The 14,192-nt window shown below is 59.9% G+C and carries 19 protein-coding genes and 2 tRNA genes; 8 read left to right on the plus strand and 13 right to left on the minus strand.

The features are described 5' to 3' along the window. Positions 1-67: 67 nt before the first annotated feature. Positions 68-985: a galactofuranosyltransferase GlfT1 gene (gene glfT1, locus QP904_RS10150; RefSeq protein ID WP_200288995.1), complete on the minus strand. Its 918-nt coding sequence runs from the start codon at positions 983-985 to the stop codon at positions 68-70. Positions 986-1,079: 94 nt separating this feature from the next. Here glfT1 and QP904_RS10155 point away from each other — a divergent pair, with 94 nt between their 5' ends. Then, a complete protein-coding gene (locus QP904_RS10155) occupies positions 1,080-1,748 on the plus strand; it encodes a GNAT family N-acetyltransferase (protein ID WP_200288396.1) in 669 nt (222 codons plus the stop codon). Here QP904_RS10155 and wzt read toward each other — a convergent pair. Both wzt and wzm read right to left on the minus strand, forming a co-directional pair. Next, positions 1,745-2,548: a galactan export ABC transporter ATP-binding subunit Wzt/RfbE gene (gene wzt, locus QP904_RS10160; RefSeq protein ID WP_023020351.1), complete on the minus strand. Its 804-nt coding sequence runs from the start codon at positions 2,546-2,548 to the stop codon at positions 1,745-1,747. The genes QP904_RS10155 and wzt overlap by 4 nt on opposite strands. Positions 2,549-2,594: 46 nt before the next feature. Further along, entirely contained in the window at positions 2,595-3,446 is an 852-nt protein-coding gene (gene wzm, locus QP904_RS10165; RefSeq protein WP_051138321.1) for a galactan export ABC transporter permease subunit Wzm/RfbD, read from the minus strand. Between the two features lie 212 nt (positions 3,447-3,658). Here wzm and QP904_RS10170 point away from each other — a divergent pair, with 212 nt between their 5' ends. After that, a complete protein-coding gene (locus QP904_RS10170; RefSeq protein ID WP_259824790.1) occupies positions 3,659-4,915 on the plus strand; it encodes an aminotransferase class V-fold PLP-dependent enzyme in 1,257 nt (418 codons plus the stop codon). Here QP904_RS10170 and QP904_RS10175 read toward each other — a convergent pair. Further along, positions 4,912-5,868, minus strand: coding sequence for an NAD(P)H-quinone oxidoreductase (locus tag QP904_RS10175; RefSeq protein ID WP_259824844.1), 957 nt, complete (start codon positions 5,866-5,868; stop codon positions 4,912-4,914). The two genes, QP904_RS10170 and QP904_RS10175, sit on opposite strands and share 4 nt — an antisense overlap. Positions 5,869-6,033: 165 nt before the next feature. Here QP904_RS10175 and QP904_RS10180 point away from each other — a divergent pair. Further along, a tRNA-Ser gene (locus QP904_RS10180) sits at positions 6,034-6,121 on the plus strand. Positions 6,122-6,438: 317 nt separating this feature from the next. After that, positions 6,439-6,693 (plus strand): PLD nuclease N-terminal domain-containing protein, encoded by a 255-nt coding sequence (locus QP904_RS10185; protein WP_023020355.1) that lies wholly within the window; start codon positions 6,439-6,441, stop codon positions 6,691-6,693. Positions 6,694-6,712: 19 nt separating this feature from the next. On the opposite strand, the gene QP904_RS10190 is transcribed toward QP904_RS10185, so the two are convergent. Genes QP904_RS10190 through QP904_RS10205 form a run of 4 tightly spaced genes read right to left on the minus strand, consistent with a single transcriptional unit; the run spans position 6,713 to position 9,780 of the window. After that, a complete protein-coding gene (locus QP904_RS10190; protein WP_239207810.1) occupies positions 6,713-7,720 on the minus strand; it encodes a ThiF family adenylyltransferase in 1,008 nt (335 codons plus the stop codon). Beyond that, positions 7,717-8,178 carry a molybdenum cofactor biosynthesis protein MoaE gene (locus QP904_RS10195; RefSeq protein ID WP_239207811.1) on the minus strand — a complete coding sequence of 154 codons (462 nt, stop codon included), beginning with the start codon at positions 8,176-8,178 and terminating at the stop codon, positions 7,717-7,719. The genes QP904_RS10190 and QP904_RS10195 overlap by 4 nt, the downstream gene beginning before the upstream one ends. Then, a complete protein-coding gene (locus QP904_RS10200; RefSeq protein ID WP_239207812.1) occupies positions 8,168-8,647 on the minus strand; it encodes a MogA/MoaB family molybdenum cofactor biosynthesis protein in 480 nt (159 codons plus the stop codon). The genes QP904_RS10195 and QP904_RS10200 overlap by 11 nt, the downstream gene beginning before the upstream one ends. Further along, positions 8,644-9,780: a molybdopterin molybdotransferase MoeA gene (locus tag QP904_RS10205; protein ID WP_239207813.1), complete on the minus strand. Its 1,137-nt coding sequence runs from the start codon at positions 9,778-9,780 to the stop codon at positions 8,644-8,646. Before QP904_RS10205 ends, QP904_RS10200 begins: the two co-directional genes overlap by 4 nt. A 58-nt stretch (positions 9,781-9,838) precedes the next feature. On the opposite strand from QP904_RS10205, the gene QP904_RS10210 reads away from it, so the two are divergent. Further along, entirely contained in the window at positions 9,839-10,099 is a 261-nt protein-coding gene (locus QP904_RS10210; protein WP_049358915.1) for a MoaD/ThiS family protein, read from the plus strand. Here QP904_RS10210 and QP904_RS10215 read toward each other — a convergent pair. Continuing rightward, positions 10,096-10,488, minus strand: a complete 393-nt coding sequence (locus QP904_RS10215) for a phage holin family protein (protein WP_049358913.1) — start codon at positions 10,486-10,488, stop codon at positions 10,096-10,098. The genes QP904_RS10210 and QP904_RS10215 overlap by 4 nt on opposite strands. Beyond that, complete coding sequence (hisC, locus tag QP904_RS10220) at positions 10,489-11,541, minus strand: histidinol-phosphate transaminase (RefSeq protein ID WP_248099283.1); 1,053 nt, start codon at positions 11,539-11,541, stop codon at positions 10,489-10,491. A 108-nt stretch (positions 11,542-11,649) separates the two neighbouring features. Between hisC and QP904_RS10225 the strand changes: the two genes are divergently transcribed. Beyond that, positions 11,650-11,738: transfer RNA gene (locus QP904_RS10225), tRNA-Ser, on the plus strand. 77 nt (positions 11,739-11,815) lie between these two features. On the opposite strand, the gene QP904_RS10230 is transcribed toward QP904_RS10225, so the two are convergent. From QP904_RS10230 to QP904_RS10240, 3 genes are all read right to left on the minus strand, one after another. Then, a complete protein-coding gene (locus QP904_RS10230; RefSeq protein WP_239207815.1) occupies positions 11,816-12,040 on the minus strand; it encodes a hemolysin III family channel protein in 225 nt (74 codons plus the stop codon). 80 nt (positions 12,041-12,120) lie between these two features. Further along, positions 12,121-12,504: an NUDIX hydrolase gene (locus QP904_RS10235; protein ID WP_239207816.1), complete on the minus strand. Its 384-nt coding sequence runs from the start codon at positions 12,502-12,504 to the stop codon at positions 12,121-12,123. A gap of 28 nt (positions 12,505-12,532) precedes the next feature. Then, the gene (locus QP904_RS10240; RefSeq protein ID WP_248099281.1) at positions 12,533-13,294 is read right to left on the minus strand and encodes a hypothetical protein; all 762 of its coding nucleotides are present in this window, start codon (positions 13,292-13,294) and stop codon (positions 12,533-12,535) included. 117 nt (positions 13,295-13,411) lie between these two features. On the opposite strand from QP904_RS10240, the gene QP904_RS10245 reads away from it, so the two are divergent. Beyond that, on the plus strand, positions 13,412-13,774 hold the full coding sequence (locus QP904_RS10245; protein WP_049359000.1) for a YidH family protein: 363 nt from the start codon (positions 13,412-13,414) through the stop codon (positions 13,772-13,774). Beyond that, positions 13,767-14,075 carry a DUF202 domain-containing protein gene (locus QP904_RS10250; protein ID WP_200288386.1) on the plus strand — a complete coding sequence of 103 codons (309 nt, stop codon included), beginning with the start codon at positions 13,767-13,769 and terminating at the stop codon, positions 14,073-14,075. Before QP904_RS10245 ends, QP904_RS10250 begins: the two co-directional genes overlap by 8 nt. Positions 14,076-14,192 lie beyond the last annotated feature (117 nt).

The following is a 14,192-nucleotide window of genomic DNA, read 5'->3' on the forward strand; positions in this document are numbered from 1 at the left end:
GTGGTGGCGGGTATGTGCCGCGCTTATCGATGCCCCCCTTGCCCAGCCCCTGCAGTTCGGCATCGGCCTAGCTAGGGCGCCGGAAATCTTCCCTGCGCCCGCGGTTGTGAAGCTTGAGCCATTCGATAAAGCCGGCCGGATCGTGGCGCTGGATCAGGAAGAACCAGCCAAAGCGGGCGAATTCCTGTGGCAGTAGCTTGCGCATGCCGCGCTGCCACAATAAATAGCCGCGATTGCGGTAAGTGAAAAACCGCTTGAACTCACCCTCTGGGAACTGGGTGTGCATCTTGCCGCCCAAAATGGGCTTGAACTCATCCGATCCATCTGGGTGCAGGTAGCTCGTGGTCAGAGCCGTGCCGAAAGAGAGCCCGGAATTGACCAGCCGGCGGTGGTATTCCACCTCATCACCGCGGATGAAGAGCCGATAGTCCGGTACACCAATGATCTCCATGGCCGCTGCGGAAATCAGCGCGCCGTTAAATAGCGATGCAATGCCAGGCAGGAAATCGCCCTCCAGCTCATCCATTCGCCGGCGCCACACCAGACCTTGGCGCAGGGGGAAGGCGAGCTGGTCGGGATCGTTGATATTGCATACCGCTGGCGAGACCTCATGCAAACGGTTGGCCTCGGCCACCCGATACAGCTCCGCAAGTACCGTGTGATCGGCGGGGCGGCCATCGTCATCGGCACACCACACGGCATCCGCGCCCAAAGAAAGGGCGGTGAGAAAGCCCAGCGCAAAGCCGCCAGCTCCGCCTAGATTGGTCTCCGAAGGCACGTAGACGCCGCGGTCTCCCGCCATGGACTCGACAAGTTCACGCACTGCATTTTCCGCACCATTATCCACCACGATCACCCACTGCACGGGGTGGGTTTGGTGTACCACCTGTTCGAGCGATGCCCGCAGCAGTTCGGCGCGCTGATGGGTAACAATGACGGCGGCGGTAGAACCGGTAGAAGTCAGGGTGGCAGTCATGGGTTCCATCTTGCCACCGGGGTGGGGGACCAGCGCAGAAACACTCCGCATTGGTGGAGCGAAAAGTGGATATAGGCGCAGCTTTGCGGATACTGTGAAGCCTATGGAAAACTTCTGGCCGCCTTTTGCGGTGACCATTCGGGCCTGCGATGATACGGGCCGCGGAGTTGACCTGCGTGTCATGCGCGATGAGGACATCGCACAGGTAGCGCAGGTGTGTGCGGAAGATATCTATGGCGACGACATTCCAGAACATGCATTTCCCTGGCTTTTTGATGAGAAGACGAATACCCCCGCCGCCATGGCCCAGCACCGATGGGAGCACCGAGCGAAGCTGTGCCCCCAGAAGTGGACCTTGGATTTCATCGCTCGCCAGGTAGAAACCCAAGAATTAGTAGGCGTGGTGGACCTGGCGGCAGAAAATTTTGCGGCCGCACGGGAAATAGAAACTGCATCATGGGTGCTGCACCGCTTTCAAGGCCAAGGCTATGGCACGCTTGTCCGCCAGGCGATGGCGGCGTTTTCCTTCTTGCACCTCGATGCGGGTTCGCTGTGCACCAGTTGGATAAAAACCAACCGCGCCTCAGCCCGGGTGAGTGAAAAGTTGGGCTACCGCGTTAGCACCGAGGAAAAGGAAGAGCCTGCGGGCCCAGGAAAAATTAACCGGCCGGTGGTCAGCGCGCGCCTAAGCGCTGCGGACTATCACCGGCCGGAAGGGGTGCAGGTGGACGTGACGGGTGTGGGGGACCCGCTGCTGCATATGCTCAGCTAGTTGCCGCTGGTGTCCTCATTTTCAAAACGCTCGCGCAGGTCGCGGACGTAGTCGCCCACCTCAGGTCCTTCGTACTCACCGACGACCTCGGAAACCTCGCCTACCGAGCGGATCTCACCGTGGTCGATCCACAAGGCGGTATTGCATAGCTGGGCCAAAAAGTCATTGGAGTGGGAGGCAAAGACCAGGATGCCGGAGCGCTTCACCAGCTCCTGCAGGCGTACGCGTGCCTTGGCCATGAAGGCGGCGTCGACCGCACCAATGCCCTCATCCAACAACAGGATTTCCGGCTCAATGGAGGTCACCACGCCGAGTGCCAAGCGCACTCGCATACCGGTGGAATAGGTGCGCAGCGGCATAGAGAGATAATCGCCGAGCTCAGAAAACTCCGCAATCTCATCCATCTTCTTTTTCATCTGCTTGATGGACTGGCCCAAAAACAGGCCGCGGATAATGATGTTGTCGTAGCCAGAAACTTCCGGGTCCATGCCTACGCCCAAATCAAAAACGGGGGCCACCCGGCCGCGCACATCGGCAGAACCGCGGGTGGGCTCATAAATCCCAGACAAGAGGCGCAGCAAGGTGGATTTGCCGGCGCCGTTATGGCCCACCAAACCCACGCGATCGCCCTCGCGCAGGTGCAGGTTAACGTCCTTCAGGGCTTCCACCACGACGGTGTTTTGGGCATTTTTGCCAATGGCGCCACCGGCAGAAGAGAGCATGGCCTTCTTCAGTGAGCGAGATTTGGCATCAAAGATGGGAAAGTCCACGCACGCGTTATACGTATCAATCGAGACCATCAGTCAGTATCCTTTCGAGGAATCTCCACAAGTACAGGGCGTGGGCTTAGACCCAGTAGCTGACGCGGAAGCGCCACTTGCGCATGACCAAGCCGGCGATGAGCAGGCCGAGCACGGTGCAGCCGATAACGATCCACCAGTGGTAGGCGGCTACCGGCTCACCGATCATGGGTGCGCGGACGATTTCTAGGTAGTGATAGAGCGGGTTGATCTCCGCGATGCGGGCTCGCCCGGCCACGGCACCGCCCTGATCCTTCAGGGTATTGGTCATCCACACAATCGGGGTGACGTAGAACAAGAGCTGGGTTAAAGCCTCCAGCAGCGGGGCTACGTCACGGAAGCGGGTGGCAATGATGCCAAAGAACATCGTGACCCACACGCCGTTGACCAACAACAACGCCAAGCCTGGGATAAAGAGGAAGAACTCCCAACCCAGGCTGCGCGGGAAGATGAGGATAAGCAACAGCCAGATGATGAGGTTATGGCCCAAAAATAATGTTTGGCGCCACACCAAGCGGTAGACGTGCACCGAAAGAGGGGCGGGAAGCTGTTTAATCAAGCCCTCATTATCAATGAAGACGGTGGAGCCTTCCTTGATACAGCCCGAAATGAAGGTCCACATAATAAGGCCCACGGTGACGTGGGGGAGGAACTCCGCGACGGGAATCTGGAAGAGCATGGAGTACAAAAGGCCCAAGGCGAGGGCCATCACGCCGGTGGCGATGGTGATCCAAAACGGGCCCAGGACAGAGCGGCGGTAGCGCTGCTTAATATCTTGAATACCCAGTTTGAACCACAGCTCGCGCTGCTGTGCACCCTGCGCAAGGTCCGCGAAGGCGGCCTTGAGGGTCTCGGACTGGGACGCTGGGGTGGCCTCGCCGTCTGGCTGGGAGGTCATGCGGGCGATATCAGCGCGCAGTTGATTGTTATCTTGCACGCTCAACACCCTAGCGCGCGGGCTGCGCAAACGGGAACTACACGCCGCTAGCCTGCGAAAACGGCCATATTCAGCGAAAATCCAGATTTGGGAAACTTGCGGCAAACGCGTATACAGTAGGGAATCGACCGCCACTGAGTGGCGATGCCTAGCGCGAAAAAGAAGGGACCGAAATGCCAGCAGGAGCTTCGGCGCACTATGACGTATTCAGTGTGCGCGGTTTATACACCGGGCTATCTGATGGTTGGACCTACCTCAACGCGCACGCGGTTCCCCAGATTTCTGAGAGAGTAGCCTCCGGCGTGGCCCGCTCTTTCCGTATGTCTACCGCGGTGGCGCCCCAGGAAGGGCCGGGCGGCGCCCACTCTGCCACACCCGCCCCGGGGCGATTGGAAGGAGATGGGAATTACACCGCTGCGCGCATGGCCGTAGCAGATCTGACCGGTTCCAAAGCAGACCGCGTGGTGCTCGGCCCCTCCCTGCCGGTTCTTTACCAGTCCTTGGCGCATGCGGCGCGCCCGCTTTTACGCAGCAATTCCTCACTAGTGCTCTCAAAGCTGGACCCGCCTTCCCTGTATTCAGCATTTTCTGAGGTCAAAGCAGAAACCCGCTGGGCCCAGCCGGACTTAGGCACGGGTGAGTTGCCGGGGTTCCAATTCGCCGAGCTTGTCGACGGCTCCACGCGACTTGTCGCTTTCTCTGCCGCCCACGAGCTTTTGGGTACGATCTCCCCGACGGCTGAGATCATAGACACCGTGCATGAACGCTCTCGCGCCTGGACGCTTCTCGACGTCTCTGCGATCGCCCCCTACCGCCCCATCAACTTCGATGAGCTCGGTGCCGATATCTTGGGTCTCGACCTTGGTCTGCTGGGCGGCCCGCAGCTAGCGGCCTTGGTATTCCGCGATACCCGTATGTTCCGCCGCCTCGATGCCCTCGATCCGGTGCATGCCAGCAAGGGCGCTCGCAAGCTGGAAACGCCAATTTCCTCTGGCCTGGCCGGCGGTGTCGGACCACTCGTGGACCATCTTGCCGCCCTCGCCGGTGGGGAGAATGGCTCCCGTCGCAAGCGCCTGCGCACCTCTATGGATGCGCTTAGCGCCTACCTCGAGGACCTGCGCGGGGACCTTTATTCCTTCTTGAGCACCCTGCCCGCCGTGCATATCCTTGGCGTGACCGGGGAAGCGGCCGCGGGTGCCTCCGACGATCGCCTGCCGCGCCTCACCTTCGCAGTAAAGGGTGTTCCGGCCGAGACGGTTTATAAGCGCCTCTTTGATAACGGCCTTGTTACCACGCTTGCCCCGCAGACCCCGTTGCTTACGGAGATGGGTGTGGAAGAAATCGGTGGTGCCGTGACGGTTGCGCTTGGCCCCTTCAATACCTATCACGACGTCGAGCATCTCATCCGCGTCGTAGCCTCGCTGGCTTAAACGGCAAGCACCAAGGTGCCGGTGACCTCGCCGCTGTCTAGGGCGGCGTGGGCCTGGGCGGCGTCGGCAAGCGGGTAAGTGGCGTGCAACGCATGCTTTACCCGGCCATCCTCCAACATGGGCCAGACATTTTCTACTGTGCCCGCCACAATCTGCGCTTTGTCTTCTAGATCGCGGGCCCGCAGCGTCGTCCCCTGGATGGTCAGGCGCTTGGGCAGCATGGCTCCCAAATTAATTTCTGCTTTGGTGCCGCCCTGCATGCCAATAATGATGAGCTTGCCGTCCTTAGCTAGGCACTTCATATTCTTTTCAAGGTATTTTGCGCCGATGATATCCAAAATGACATCGCAGCTTCCCTTTAACTCATCTAAGAAGTCCTGCTCCTTGTAGTTGATGAGAATGTCGGCGCCCAGCTCGCGGCAACGCTCCAACTTCTCCTGGGAACCGGCCGTGACCGCCACTTCTGCCCCCAGCGCCTTAGCCACCTGAATGGCGAAAGTGCCAATGCCGCCTCCTCCGCCATGGATGAGTACACGCTGGCCTTCGCGCAGCCCCGCCTCAATGCCTAGGTTGGACCACACGGTGCATCCAACCTCGACTACCGCCGCGGTTTCCTCAACGCTATACCCCTGGGGTAGAGGAAGTAGCTGGCCCTGTGGGACCGCAACGTATTCGGCGTAGCCACCACCAGCGAGCAAACAGCCCACTTCGGTGCCCACCTCCCAGTCGGTATCCCCGGCGTCCGTGATGATGCCCGCTGCTTCCAAGCCCAGGATTTCTGACGCCCCCGGTGGCGGCGGATAAGCTCCCATCGTTTGCAGGATATCGCCGCGGTTAACGCCTGCTGCCTGCACCTTGACGAGCACCTCGCCCGGCTGGAGCTGGGGAACCTCGACCTCGTGGAGCTCTAGGGACCGGCGCTCCTGAGGATCGGTCTGGACAATTGCCTTCATTTTTCCTGTAGTCATAGGCCCAATTTAACGAACCTGGTGTGTCCTGCGCCACGAAAGGGGCTGCATTTCAGAACTACAGGTGGATTTTTGGGAAACCAGGCCATCTATTTAGTACACTGACCAAGTTGCTTCGTGGGCAAGAAAAGTGCCTTCGATATACAACGTGGAGACGTGGCAGAGCGGCCGAATGCACCGGTCTTGAAAACCGGCGAGGTTTATTCCTCCGCGGGTTCAAATCCCGCCGTCTCCGCCAACGTCATAATTTATGACTCGGCGATACCTCGGTAGCTTCTGGCTCACGCTAGGAGTTACCGTTTTCTCGTTTTACTTATGTGCGGCTATCCCGGGAGGCCTCACCCTGGATGGTGTTAACCCGAACTTGGTCATGGCGGGGCACCGGAAAACGGCTTGGGGTTAAAACCTGCTTCTTGTGGTGCTGCGGCATTTCATACCGGGGGATGATGTGCCTGGTGCGGCGCAGACTTAATCTTGGAAATGTACAGGGCAAGTGAGATGTGATTGTGGTCAAGCTCTGTAGCGAAGATAAAAATCACTCGGCGAAAGGACACTATGAGCACTTCGGAGTTTTACCTAGCAGCAGCGGAATCTACTAACCCTAACGATACGTGGTGGTTCCTCGGGTTCCTTCCCATCCTTTTGCTCGTCGCGTTCTGGATAGCGGCCTTAATTTCTATCATTTTTTCTGGGTACACGCTTGCGGCGAAGGTGCTCTTTATCGTCGCTACCTTCACACTGCCCTTCTTAGGACCGCTGATCTGGTTCCTCTTTGTTCGCGGAAAAGAAGACAAGAATAGAAGGGTCTAGACGACTCGCCGGGGGCGCGTTAAGACGCTCCTTGTTGTTCCAACCACGCGTTAATACCGCCACGCAGGGAAACCACCTGTGAGTATCCGCGCTCGCGCAGAGCGTGGACGGCTTGGGCGGAGCGGATGCCGCTGGCGCAATATATAACGGCTACCTCGTCCCGTGCGATATCGGGGTTTTCACCGGCGAGGATGCGGTTGAGGGGAAGATGCGCTGAATTAGGAATGGTAGACTGGGCGCGCTCGGGGTCTGTGCGGACATCGATAAGCATGGCGTGAGCAGGGATCTCGCGGACCTCGGGGGCATCGTCCGGCTGGGTAGGCTCCGCCCCGGTGGAACGGATGGGGATATACTCCCACGTCCCAGAAAGGGCCTCGTAGTAGCCGAGCGTGCCCATAAGCGGGGTGCCGACGCCGGTAATGATTTTTAAGGCTTCCAAGGCCATCGCGGATCCCACCACGCCGACGATCGGCCCCAGAACGCCGGCCTGGGAGCACGAAGGAACCTCGCCTGGGGCAGGGGCAGTGGGAAAGACATCCTCGTACACGGGGCCCTTGCCCGACCAAAAGACGCTCATTTGCGCATCGAATCCCAAGATAGAGGCCCAAATGTGCGGAATGCCCAAGCTATGGGCGGCCCAAGAGCACAGGTAGCGGGCGTCGAAATTATCCGTGCCATCGAGGAGCACGTCGCAGCCGCGCAATTGCTCGAGGGCGGTGGCCGTTTCGAGGCGACCATGGCAGGTGATGTCCACCTCCGGATTGAGCGCGCGGACGGCGGCCGCGGCGGAATCAGTCTTCGGCGTGCCAATGGCCGCGGTGGTGTGGATGACTTGGCGGTGCAGGTTGGAAGGGGAGACCACGTCGTCGTCGAAAAGCGAAATGTGGCCTACGCCCGCACCGGCCAGGTAGAGCAAGGCGGGGGAGCCTAGGCCGCCGGCGCCGATAACAGCCACGTGGGCTGCGCTGAGCTTGCGCTGTCCCTCCTCGCCCCAGAGCGCTTCTTGGCGGGCATAGCGGATGCTCATTCCAGCCCCACCCAGTGAGTGGAGCCATCGCCGTGGCTTTGTTCTTTCCAGATAGGGACCTCGGCTTTGACGCGATCGGCGCATTCTTCGGCCGCACGAAAGGCATCGCCGCGGTGCGCGGCGGCCGCAACTACGGCAAAGGCTAGGTCACCAACCTTGAGATCCCCCGTGCGGTGGGCGGCCCAGAGGCGCACTGGGTGGTTAGCCGCGACAGAATCGGTGACTTCCTGCAGCTTTTCCGGTGCGGTTGGATGCGCGCTATAGGAAAGAAGGGTGACATTCGGCCGGCCGCCATCATGATCGCGGACGACGCCTTCAAAGGTGACAACGGCACCCATGGCGGCCGTGGCGGTCTCTTCCTTGGCAGCGGCAAGGTGGGATTCAAGGGGCTGATCGCCCAAAAGCGTGCCAATGGTGCAGCCGGTCTGTTCGGCCACATAGGAGGGATCAGTGCTCATGTACTCCTTCTAACATATCGACGATCGGAACAATTAATTTATCCAAAACCGCACAGCCGTCTTTTACCCCGCCGGTGGAACCAGGCAGCGTCATAGCAAAGGTGGAGTCATTAACACCGGCAATCGCGCGGGAAGCCACCGCGGTGGGCACGCTTTCCAAGCCTTTCTGCCAGAAGGCCACTGCGATGCCAGGCAGCTCGCGGGTGATATGCGGCGCGACAGCTTCTACCGTCTTGTCATCTTGAGTCAGGCCGGTGCCACCAGAGGTCAAGATGACCGAGGGCTCTTCGGCGAAGGCGGCAGCAACGGCGGCGGCAATATCGGCATCGGGGACGATGCGTGCATCGGGGCAGTCAAAGCCCTTGCGTCGCAAGAATTCCACCGCGATGGGGCCGGATCGATCCTCGTAGATTCCTGCGGCGGCGCGGGTAGAAGCGACGATGACGATGGCGGTGCGCTGTGGGCTCATAGTGGGTAGACCTCAACTTCCTGGCCTTCCGCAAGGCGTTGGCCGGCTGGGATGCGGATGAGATGGGTGGCATCGGCCGCTTGGGCGAGCAGATGGGAGCTGGCACCACCGAGGATATGGGCGTGGGAATCGACGCGCCCACGGCGAAATTGCTCTTTGTGCGCGAGGCCTTCAATGCCTGCCGCGAGCGGAACGCGGAAAGACTCCGGTGCCCAACCCAGCGCCGGAGCAACGAAGAGGCGGAAACTTACCAACGTGGAGAGGGGATTTCCCGGCAGACAGATTACCGGCGTGCCGTGGAAAGTAGCGATACCCTGTGGCCCGCCGGGCTGCTGGTCCACATGGCCGAACCAGCCATCGAGCACTTGGCGTACTACTTCAAACTTCCCAGCAGAGATTCCGCCCGAGGTAATGATGGCGTCCGGGTGATGTTGCGCAATGGCGTCTGCGAAAGCGTGGGTTAGGGCCTCCGGGTCATCATCGGTGGTGGTATAGCCCGCGACGTCGATGCCGGCGCGGCGGGCCAATGCCGTCAATAACGGCGCATTGGCGTCAGGAATGGCGGCGCTACCACTGCCGATTTCTGCTCCGCCGGTGCAAATCAGGATGCGGGCGGGGCGGTAGACCTCCACCTCGGCGATGCCTTGGGAAGCAAGGGCGGCCAAGCGGACCGGCGTGAGTTTATCGCCCTGGGCCGCCAGGAGGGCGCCTTCTTCTAAGTCCGAGCCGGCGCGGCGGATGAATTGCCCAGGTGAGGTCTCCGGCACGGTGACACGGTCACCCGGGGCGAGGAATTCTTGTGGTTCGCAGTGCTCAATGGGCACGATGGCTGCAGTTCCTTCCGGCACCTTGGCGCCGGTCATGATGGGGCAGGCCGCGTTGAGTGAACCGTGGAGCACTTGGGCGGGCTCTGTACCGGCGGCGATGGTGGGGCCTACCTGGTAAGTCCCGGCCGCACACTGGGGGAGGGCGTAGCCATCCATTTGTGAATTATCAAAGCGCGGGGAAGGGAAATCAGCGCGGATATCCGCAGCTAAGACCATTTCCTGTGCCTGATTGAGGGCCACGGTGGTTACGTGACGTACGGGCAGGGCCGCGGCGACTTCACGCGCGTGGGCTTCAGGTGTGCGCATGACGGCTAGTTTACCCACGGTCTCGACACGGCAGGGGTGCGTAGGCATAGTAGAAGGCATGTTGACCGTTCACTATTTCGCTGCCGCACGCGCCGCCGCGGGGGTGGCTTCTGAGCAGGTAGACGCCCCCGCTACCTTGGGTGATTTGGTAGTGCAGCTGGGCAAGGACCATACCGGCACCACTGCGGCCGGCATGAGCCTGAAAGAAGTGCTGGGGCGCTGTAGCTTTCTTATCGACGGCGCTGGGAACACCGCCATGGATTCTCCCCTGGCCGGCGTGACCCGCGTGGACGTTCTGCCACCTTTTGCGGGCGGCTAATCGCGCTGGCGCAGCGGACTAGTAAAGAAATTGATGACGCTGCTGACGATGGACAGCACGATGGCGCCGATAATCGCGGCGCCCCAAGAGTCGATGACAAGGTGGCCAATCCCGAGGTCAAGCGTATTGAGCGCCCACTCCACGATGATGAGCGCTGCGCCGTTTATGACGAGGGAGAACAGCCCGAGTGTCAGGCACGTCAGCGGTGCGCCAAGGACGCGCAGCACCGGCGTGACTACGGCATTAATGATGATGAAGACGATGGCAATGGCGATGAAATTTCCGGTTTCGGCCGGAGTGATGGAGATTCCGGGAATGACAGTGACCACGGCCCACAGCGCCACCGCAATGGCAAAGACATTCAGGGCGAAGTTAATAAGCGATCGCATTTAGCCTCCTACGGTTGCATTCCATGCCTTAAGCAAAGTGTCGGTTTCTTCCTCGGTAGTAACGGTAATACGAATTCCCTCGCTAAAGGCGCGAACGAGCACGCCGCGTTCGGCGAGGCGGGCGGCTATCTCCTGCGGAGTGCCAAGACTGGCAAGATTCTGAGCCGGCAGCCACACGTGATTCGCCTCGGAATGCGGCACGCCCCAGTCCTGCAGGGCTGCTTCTAAGCGCTCGCGCTGGACGACGGTCTCCTCGGTACGCTCCCGCAGCGAATCCTGCGCCGCCAGTGCCGCGCGGGCGCCAACCTGTGCCACGGTGCTGGCGGAGAAGGGGATAGCCACCTTATTGAGGGCTTCAATGATATTTTCCGGGCCGAAGGCATAACCGATGCGGACCCCGGCCAGGCCATAAGCCTTAGAGAAGGTGCGCAGGCACACCAGGTTGGGAAAGGTACCCACCAGCTCCGTGCCCAGCGGAGTGTCGGTGGCGCGGTTGTATTCGATATAGGCCTCGTCGAGGGCTACGAGGACGTCGGCAGGCACGGCATCCATGAATGCGGCGAACTCGGCCTTGGTAATCGTGGTACCCGATGGGTTATTGGGATTGCACACGAAGATGAGCCTGGTTTTATCCGTGATTTTCTTCGCCATGGCAGGAAGGTCCACGCGCTGGTCTGTACTGAGCGGAACCGGAATGGGGTGGGCGCCCACCACTTGGGCGAAGATGGGGTAGGCCTCGAAGGAGCGCCATGGGAAGAGGATTTCTTCGCCAGGGGTGGCGGCAATTTCAGCCAACTGTTGGCACAGTGCGGATGAGCCGGTGCCCACCGCCACCTGCTCCTGATCCACGCCCAGGTGCGCGGCTAGGTCCTCGCGCAGTGCGGTGGCCGCAATATCCGGGTAGCGATTAGCCTGTGCGGCTGCCTCTGCCATGGCCGCGGCCGCTTCTGGCAAGGGCGGGTGAGCCGTCTCGTTAGAGGAAAGCTTGAGTGCGTCATCGTTGCGCGCACCAGCGACATAGGCAGGGATGGCTTTCAGATCGGGGCGAATCATGCCTACCACTGTAGGGCCTGCGCCTTTGCTACGGAAGCGAAAGCAGGGGGCTAGTTTGGCAGCGACGGGGTAGGCAGGTATTCTCAAACGAGGTTCCTTGTGAACCGTGGAGATGTGCCAGAGCGGCCGAATGGGGCTCCCTGCTAAGGAGTTGACCCTTCTGGGGTCCGGAGGTTCGAATCCTCTCATCTCCGCCAATTAATCCCGAGCGAGTGTGCTCGGGATTTTTTATTCGGGTTTTATTCTCGCCGGCGCCGTGAAGCGGAGAAATCTGCTATTTGCGCTGGTACTTGGCGCAGCGGCGGAAGAGCGTGAGCATGCCGGTGCCGAAGATGAAGCTTCCGGTAAAAGCCGCAGCGCGCAGGGAAGTGACCTCGTGGAAGAGGGCAGGCACCATGAGAATGGCGATAACAGAGCTAATGACTCCTAGGACGAGGAAAGTAATCGTCACGATAGGTCCCAGTGTGGATTGCTGCGGCATGGGGGTCAGTCCTTTCATCACTCAATTCTGATGAAAATAACTCTAGGTTGCCCTCCCAGGAGCTGCAATAGGAAATTCTTAAGGGATCAAGCAGGGCCTTAGGATTCTAGGGCAGGAAAGACCTCGTCGCGCAGTAGGTGGGCGAGCTCGCGATTTGGGTTGGTGGGGTCTACCCATGCGACTTCCGCAATCTCTGCGGCTGCGCGGGCAAGGATTGGGCGAGGATAGGTAAAGATGTGGCCGCGCACGGTTTCGCCGGGTTCGTTGGCGGCCGGCGCGTCGAAGGTGCCGAGCGGGGAAAGCTCCGGGAGGCGGACCTCCACACCGATTTCCTCTGCGACCTCGCGGGCTGCGGCCTGTGCGGGGGTTTCGCCAGCCTCAAGCTTGCCGCCAGGTAACTGGAACTTGGTGGACGAATCCTTGCGCACGGTGAGGACATGGCCAAAGGAATTACGGAAAACTACGGCGGCAACTTCAATCATGGGCCCGACTATAACTCGCTGCGGCGGGTTAGTTCAGAATGCCGGGTGCCCACTCGCGCTCCACTTGGGCAAGCGCTGCTTCTATTTGTTGCTCTTTCAAGCCGATGTCGGGAGTACCGGCGGATACCGGGTCACCGGCGAGCACGGCAAGTAGTGTCCAGCCATTATTAACGCTGGGGCTCACACGCAGATCGTCGGGGTTTTCCGCAATGGCAGTGCCATCTGACCTCATCAATTCAGGCGGATAGTCGACAGCTTTCACGGTTGCGAGCTCTGGTAGTACTTCCGTGGAGCCATCAGGAAAGAACACCATGATGCGCGCCCGGTGGAAGTAATAGTGGTCATCGCCTACAGGGTTCTTTTCTTCCTTGGTATCACAGTGGTAGAAGTTTCCCACCAGCACGGGATAAAACTCGAGCCAGTTATTGGCCCACGCTGTGCGGAGCAGAGTGCGCTCATTGTGGGTCGAGGCCAGCCAGCGAACGGGCTTGGAAATGCCGAATGCGATGATGGACAGGCTGATGAGCAAGGCGATGCGGAAATCGAGCCCGGTAAGAGCAAAGGGGAAGAATCCCAGAATTACGATGCTACCCATATGGAAGAGCTGGAAGAGGAAGTCGAATTTCGTATGGTTCTTGGAGGGGCACGGGCCGTTGTTAAAAACGGTCTCGCGCAAGCCGGTGGCATCGGGGCGGGTATTTGGGGTGCTGACGCGCTTGATGTTCTCTTTGCTGAAAAACTCGTCCTCGTGCGGGGAGGATGGCACGTAGTTGCACAAGCGCAGGTTCATAGGGGATGGATGCTCCTTGGCTCAGGGGGCTGGCCTGTGCCTATGAGGCTACGGTAAGGCGAAGCGTTGCGTGGGCCTGTCGCGACGCAAGAGACAAATGAATATAAAGTGGTGCCCATGAGTGACTCGAGGTTTCCCCGTTCGGTGTTTGCAGTTGGCACCGACCCTGATCCGCGTTTCACGCTCGCTAATGAGCGCACGTTCCTGGCGTGGATTCGCACTTCCCTGGCGTTGATTGCTGGCGGAGTAGCACTTGAGGCCTTTGACGTTCCGCTGCCAGGCACCCTGCGTGCCGCGGTATCGGTCTTCATGTTGATAGTCGCCATTATCTTGCCCGTGGTGGCGTGGGGGCATTGGAAGCAATCAGAGCGCGCAATGCGAGAGAATCGATCGCTACCGTTTAGTTTCGGCCTTCCGGTCCTTGTTGCTGTAATCGTGGTGGTGGCTGGTGCGCTTTTGGTAGGCGAGTTCCTTGTCTAACCAGCCCTTTGATCCTGGTCTGCAACCAGAGCGCACGCGCCTGTCTTGGCAGCGCACCCTTTTGGCGCTTTCCTTAGTGTTGCTAGGCGTGATGCGGGCGGTGAGTGTGCACGTCTTTTTGCCGCTCGTCCTCCTTGCCGCCGGGGTGCTGGCGCTGGTCTTGGCGGTGTGGCAACGTGCCTCGCTTGTCGACGTCGCCCTGTCTTCCCAGGCTCCCCTTCCGCATGCAATCATTTTGGCCAGTACTGCCGGTCTGGTGTCTTTGCTGGCAGCCTTCGCCCTGTGGGGTCTATTCCTGTAGTTATCTCGGTGTCGTCATTGAGGTGGCTTCTGGGCGTCGTCATGCGGCCAGGGAGGATCTCTGGCGGATTTTCTGGGCAAATGGCGTAGTCTAAGAAGGCTGAAGTCAATAACCTGG

It is taken from the genome of Corynebacterium nasorum, assembly GCF_030229765.1.
Lineage (GTDB): Bacteria > Actinomycetota > Actinomycetes > Mycobacteriales > Mycobacteriaceae > Corynebacterium > Corynebacterium kefirresidentii.

Bases quoted from the DNA above. Each gene is read 5' to 3' on its own strand.
- glfT1 (WP_200288995.1), bottom strand. From the start codon at position 985: ATGGAACCCATGACTGCCACCCTGACTTCTACCGGTTCTACCGCCGCC.
- QP904_RS10155 (WP_200288396.1), top strand. From the start codon at position 1,080: ATGGAAAACTTCTGGCCGCCTTTTGCGGTGACCATTCGGGCCTGCGAT.
- wzt (WP_023020351.1), bottom strand. From the start codon at position 2,548: ATGGTCTCGATTGATACGTATAACGCGTGCGTGGACTTTCCCATCTTT.
- wzm (WP_051138321.1), bottom strand. From the start codon at position 3,446: ATGACCTCCCAGCCAGACGGCGAGGCCACCCCAGCGTCCCAGTCCGAG.
- QP904_RS10170 (WP_259824790.1), top strand. From the start codon at position 3,659: ATGCCAGCAGGAGCTTCGGCGCACTATGACGTATTCAGTGTGCGCGGT.
- QP904_RS10175 (WP_259824844.1), bottom strand. From the start codon at position 5,868: ATGAAGGCAATTGTCCAGACCGATCCTCAGGAGCGCCGGTCCCTAGAG.
- QP904_RS10185 (WP_023020355.1), top strand. From the start codon at position 6,439: ATGAGCACTTCGGAGTTTTACCTAGCAGCAGCGGAATCTACTAACCCT.
- QP904_RS10190 (WP_239207810.1), bottom strand. From the start codon at position 7,720: ATGAGCATCCGCTATGCCCGCCAAGAAGCGCTCTGGGGCGAGGAGGGA.
- QP904_RS10195 (WP_239207811.1), bottom strand. From the start codon at position 8,178: ATGAGCACTGATCCCTCCTATGTGGCCGAACAGACCGGCTGCACCATT.
- QP904_RS10200 (WP_239207812.1), bottom strand. From the start codon at position 8,647: ATGAGCCCACAGCGCACCGCCATCGTCATCGTCGCTTCTACCCGCGCC.
- QP904_RS10205 (WP_239207813.1), bottom strand. From the start codon at position 9,780: ATGCGCACACCTGAAGCCCACGCGCGTGAAGTCGCCGCGGCCCTGCCC.
- QP904_RS10210 (WP_049358915.1), top strand. From the start codon at position 9,839: ATGTTGACCGTTCACTATTTCGCTGCCGCACGCGCCGCCGCGGGGGTG.
- QP904_RS10215 (WP_049358913.1), bottom strand. From the start codon at position 10,488: ATGCGATCGCTTATTAACTTCGCCCTGAATGTCTTTGCCATTGCGGTG.
- hisC (WP_248099283.1), bottom strand. From the start codon at position 11,541: ATGATTCGCCCCGATCTGAAAGCCATCCCTGCCTATGTCGCTGGTGCG.
- QP904_RS10230 (WP_239207815.1), bottom strand. From the start codon at position 12,040: ATGAAAGGACTGACCCCCATGCCGCAGCAATCCACACTGGGACCTATC.
- QP904_RS10235 (WP_239207816.1), bottom strand. From the start codon at position 12,504: ATGATTGAAGTTGCCGCCGTAGTTTTCCGTAATTCCTTTGGCCATGTC.
- QP904_RS10240 (WP_248099281.1), bottom strand. From the start codon at position 13,294: ATGAACCTGCGCTTGTGCAACTACGTGCCATCCTCCCCGCACGAGGAC.
- QP904_RS10245 (WP_049359000.1), top strand. From the start codon at position 13,412: ATGAGTGACTCGAGGTTTCCCCGTTCGGTGTTTGCAGTTGGCACCGAC.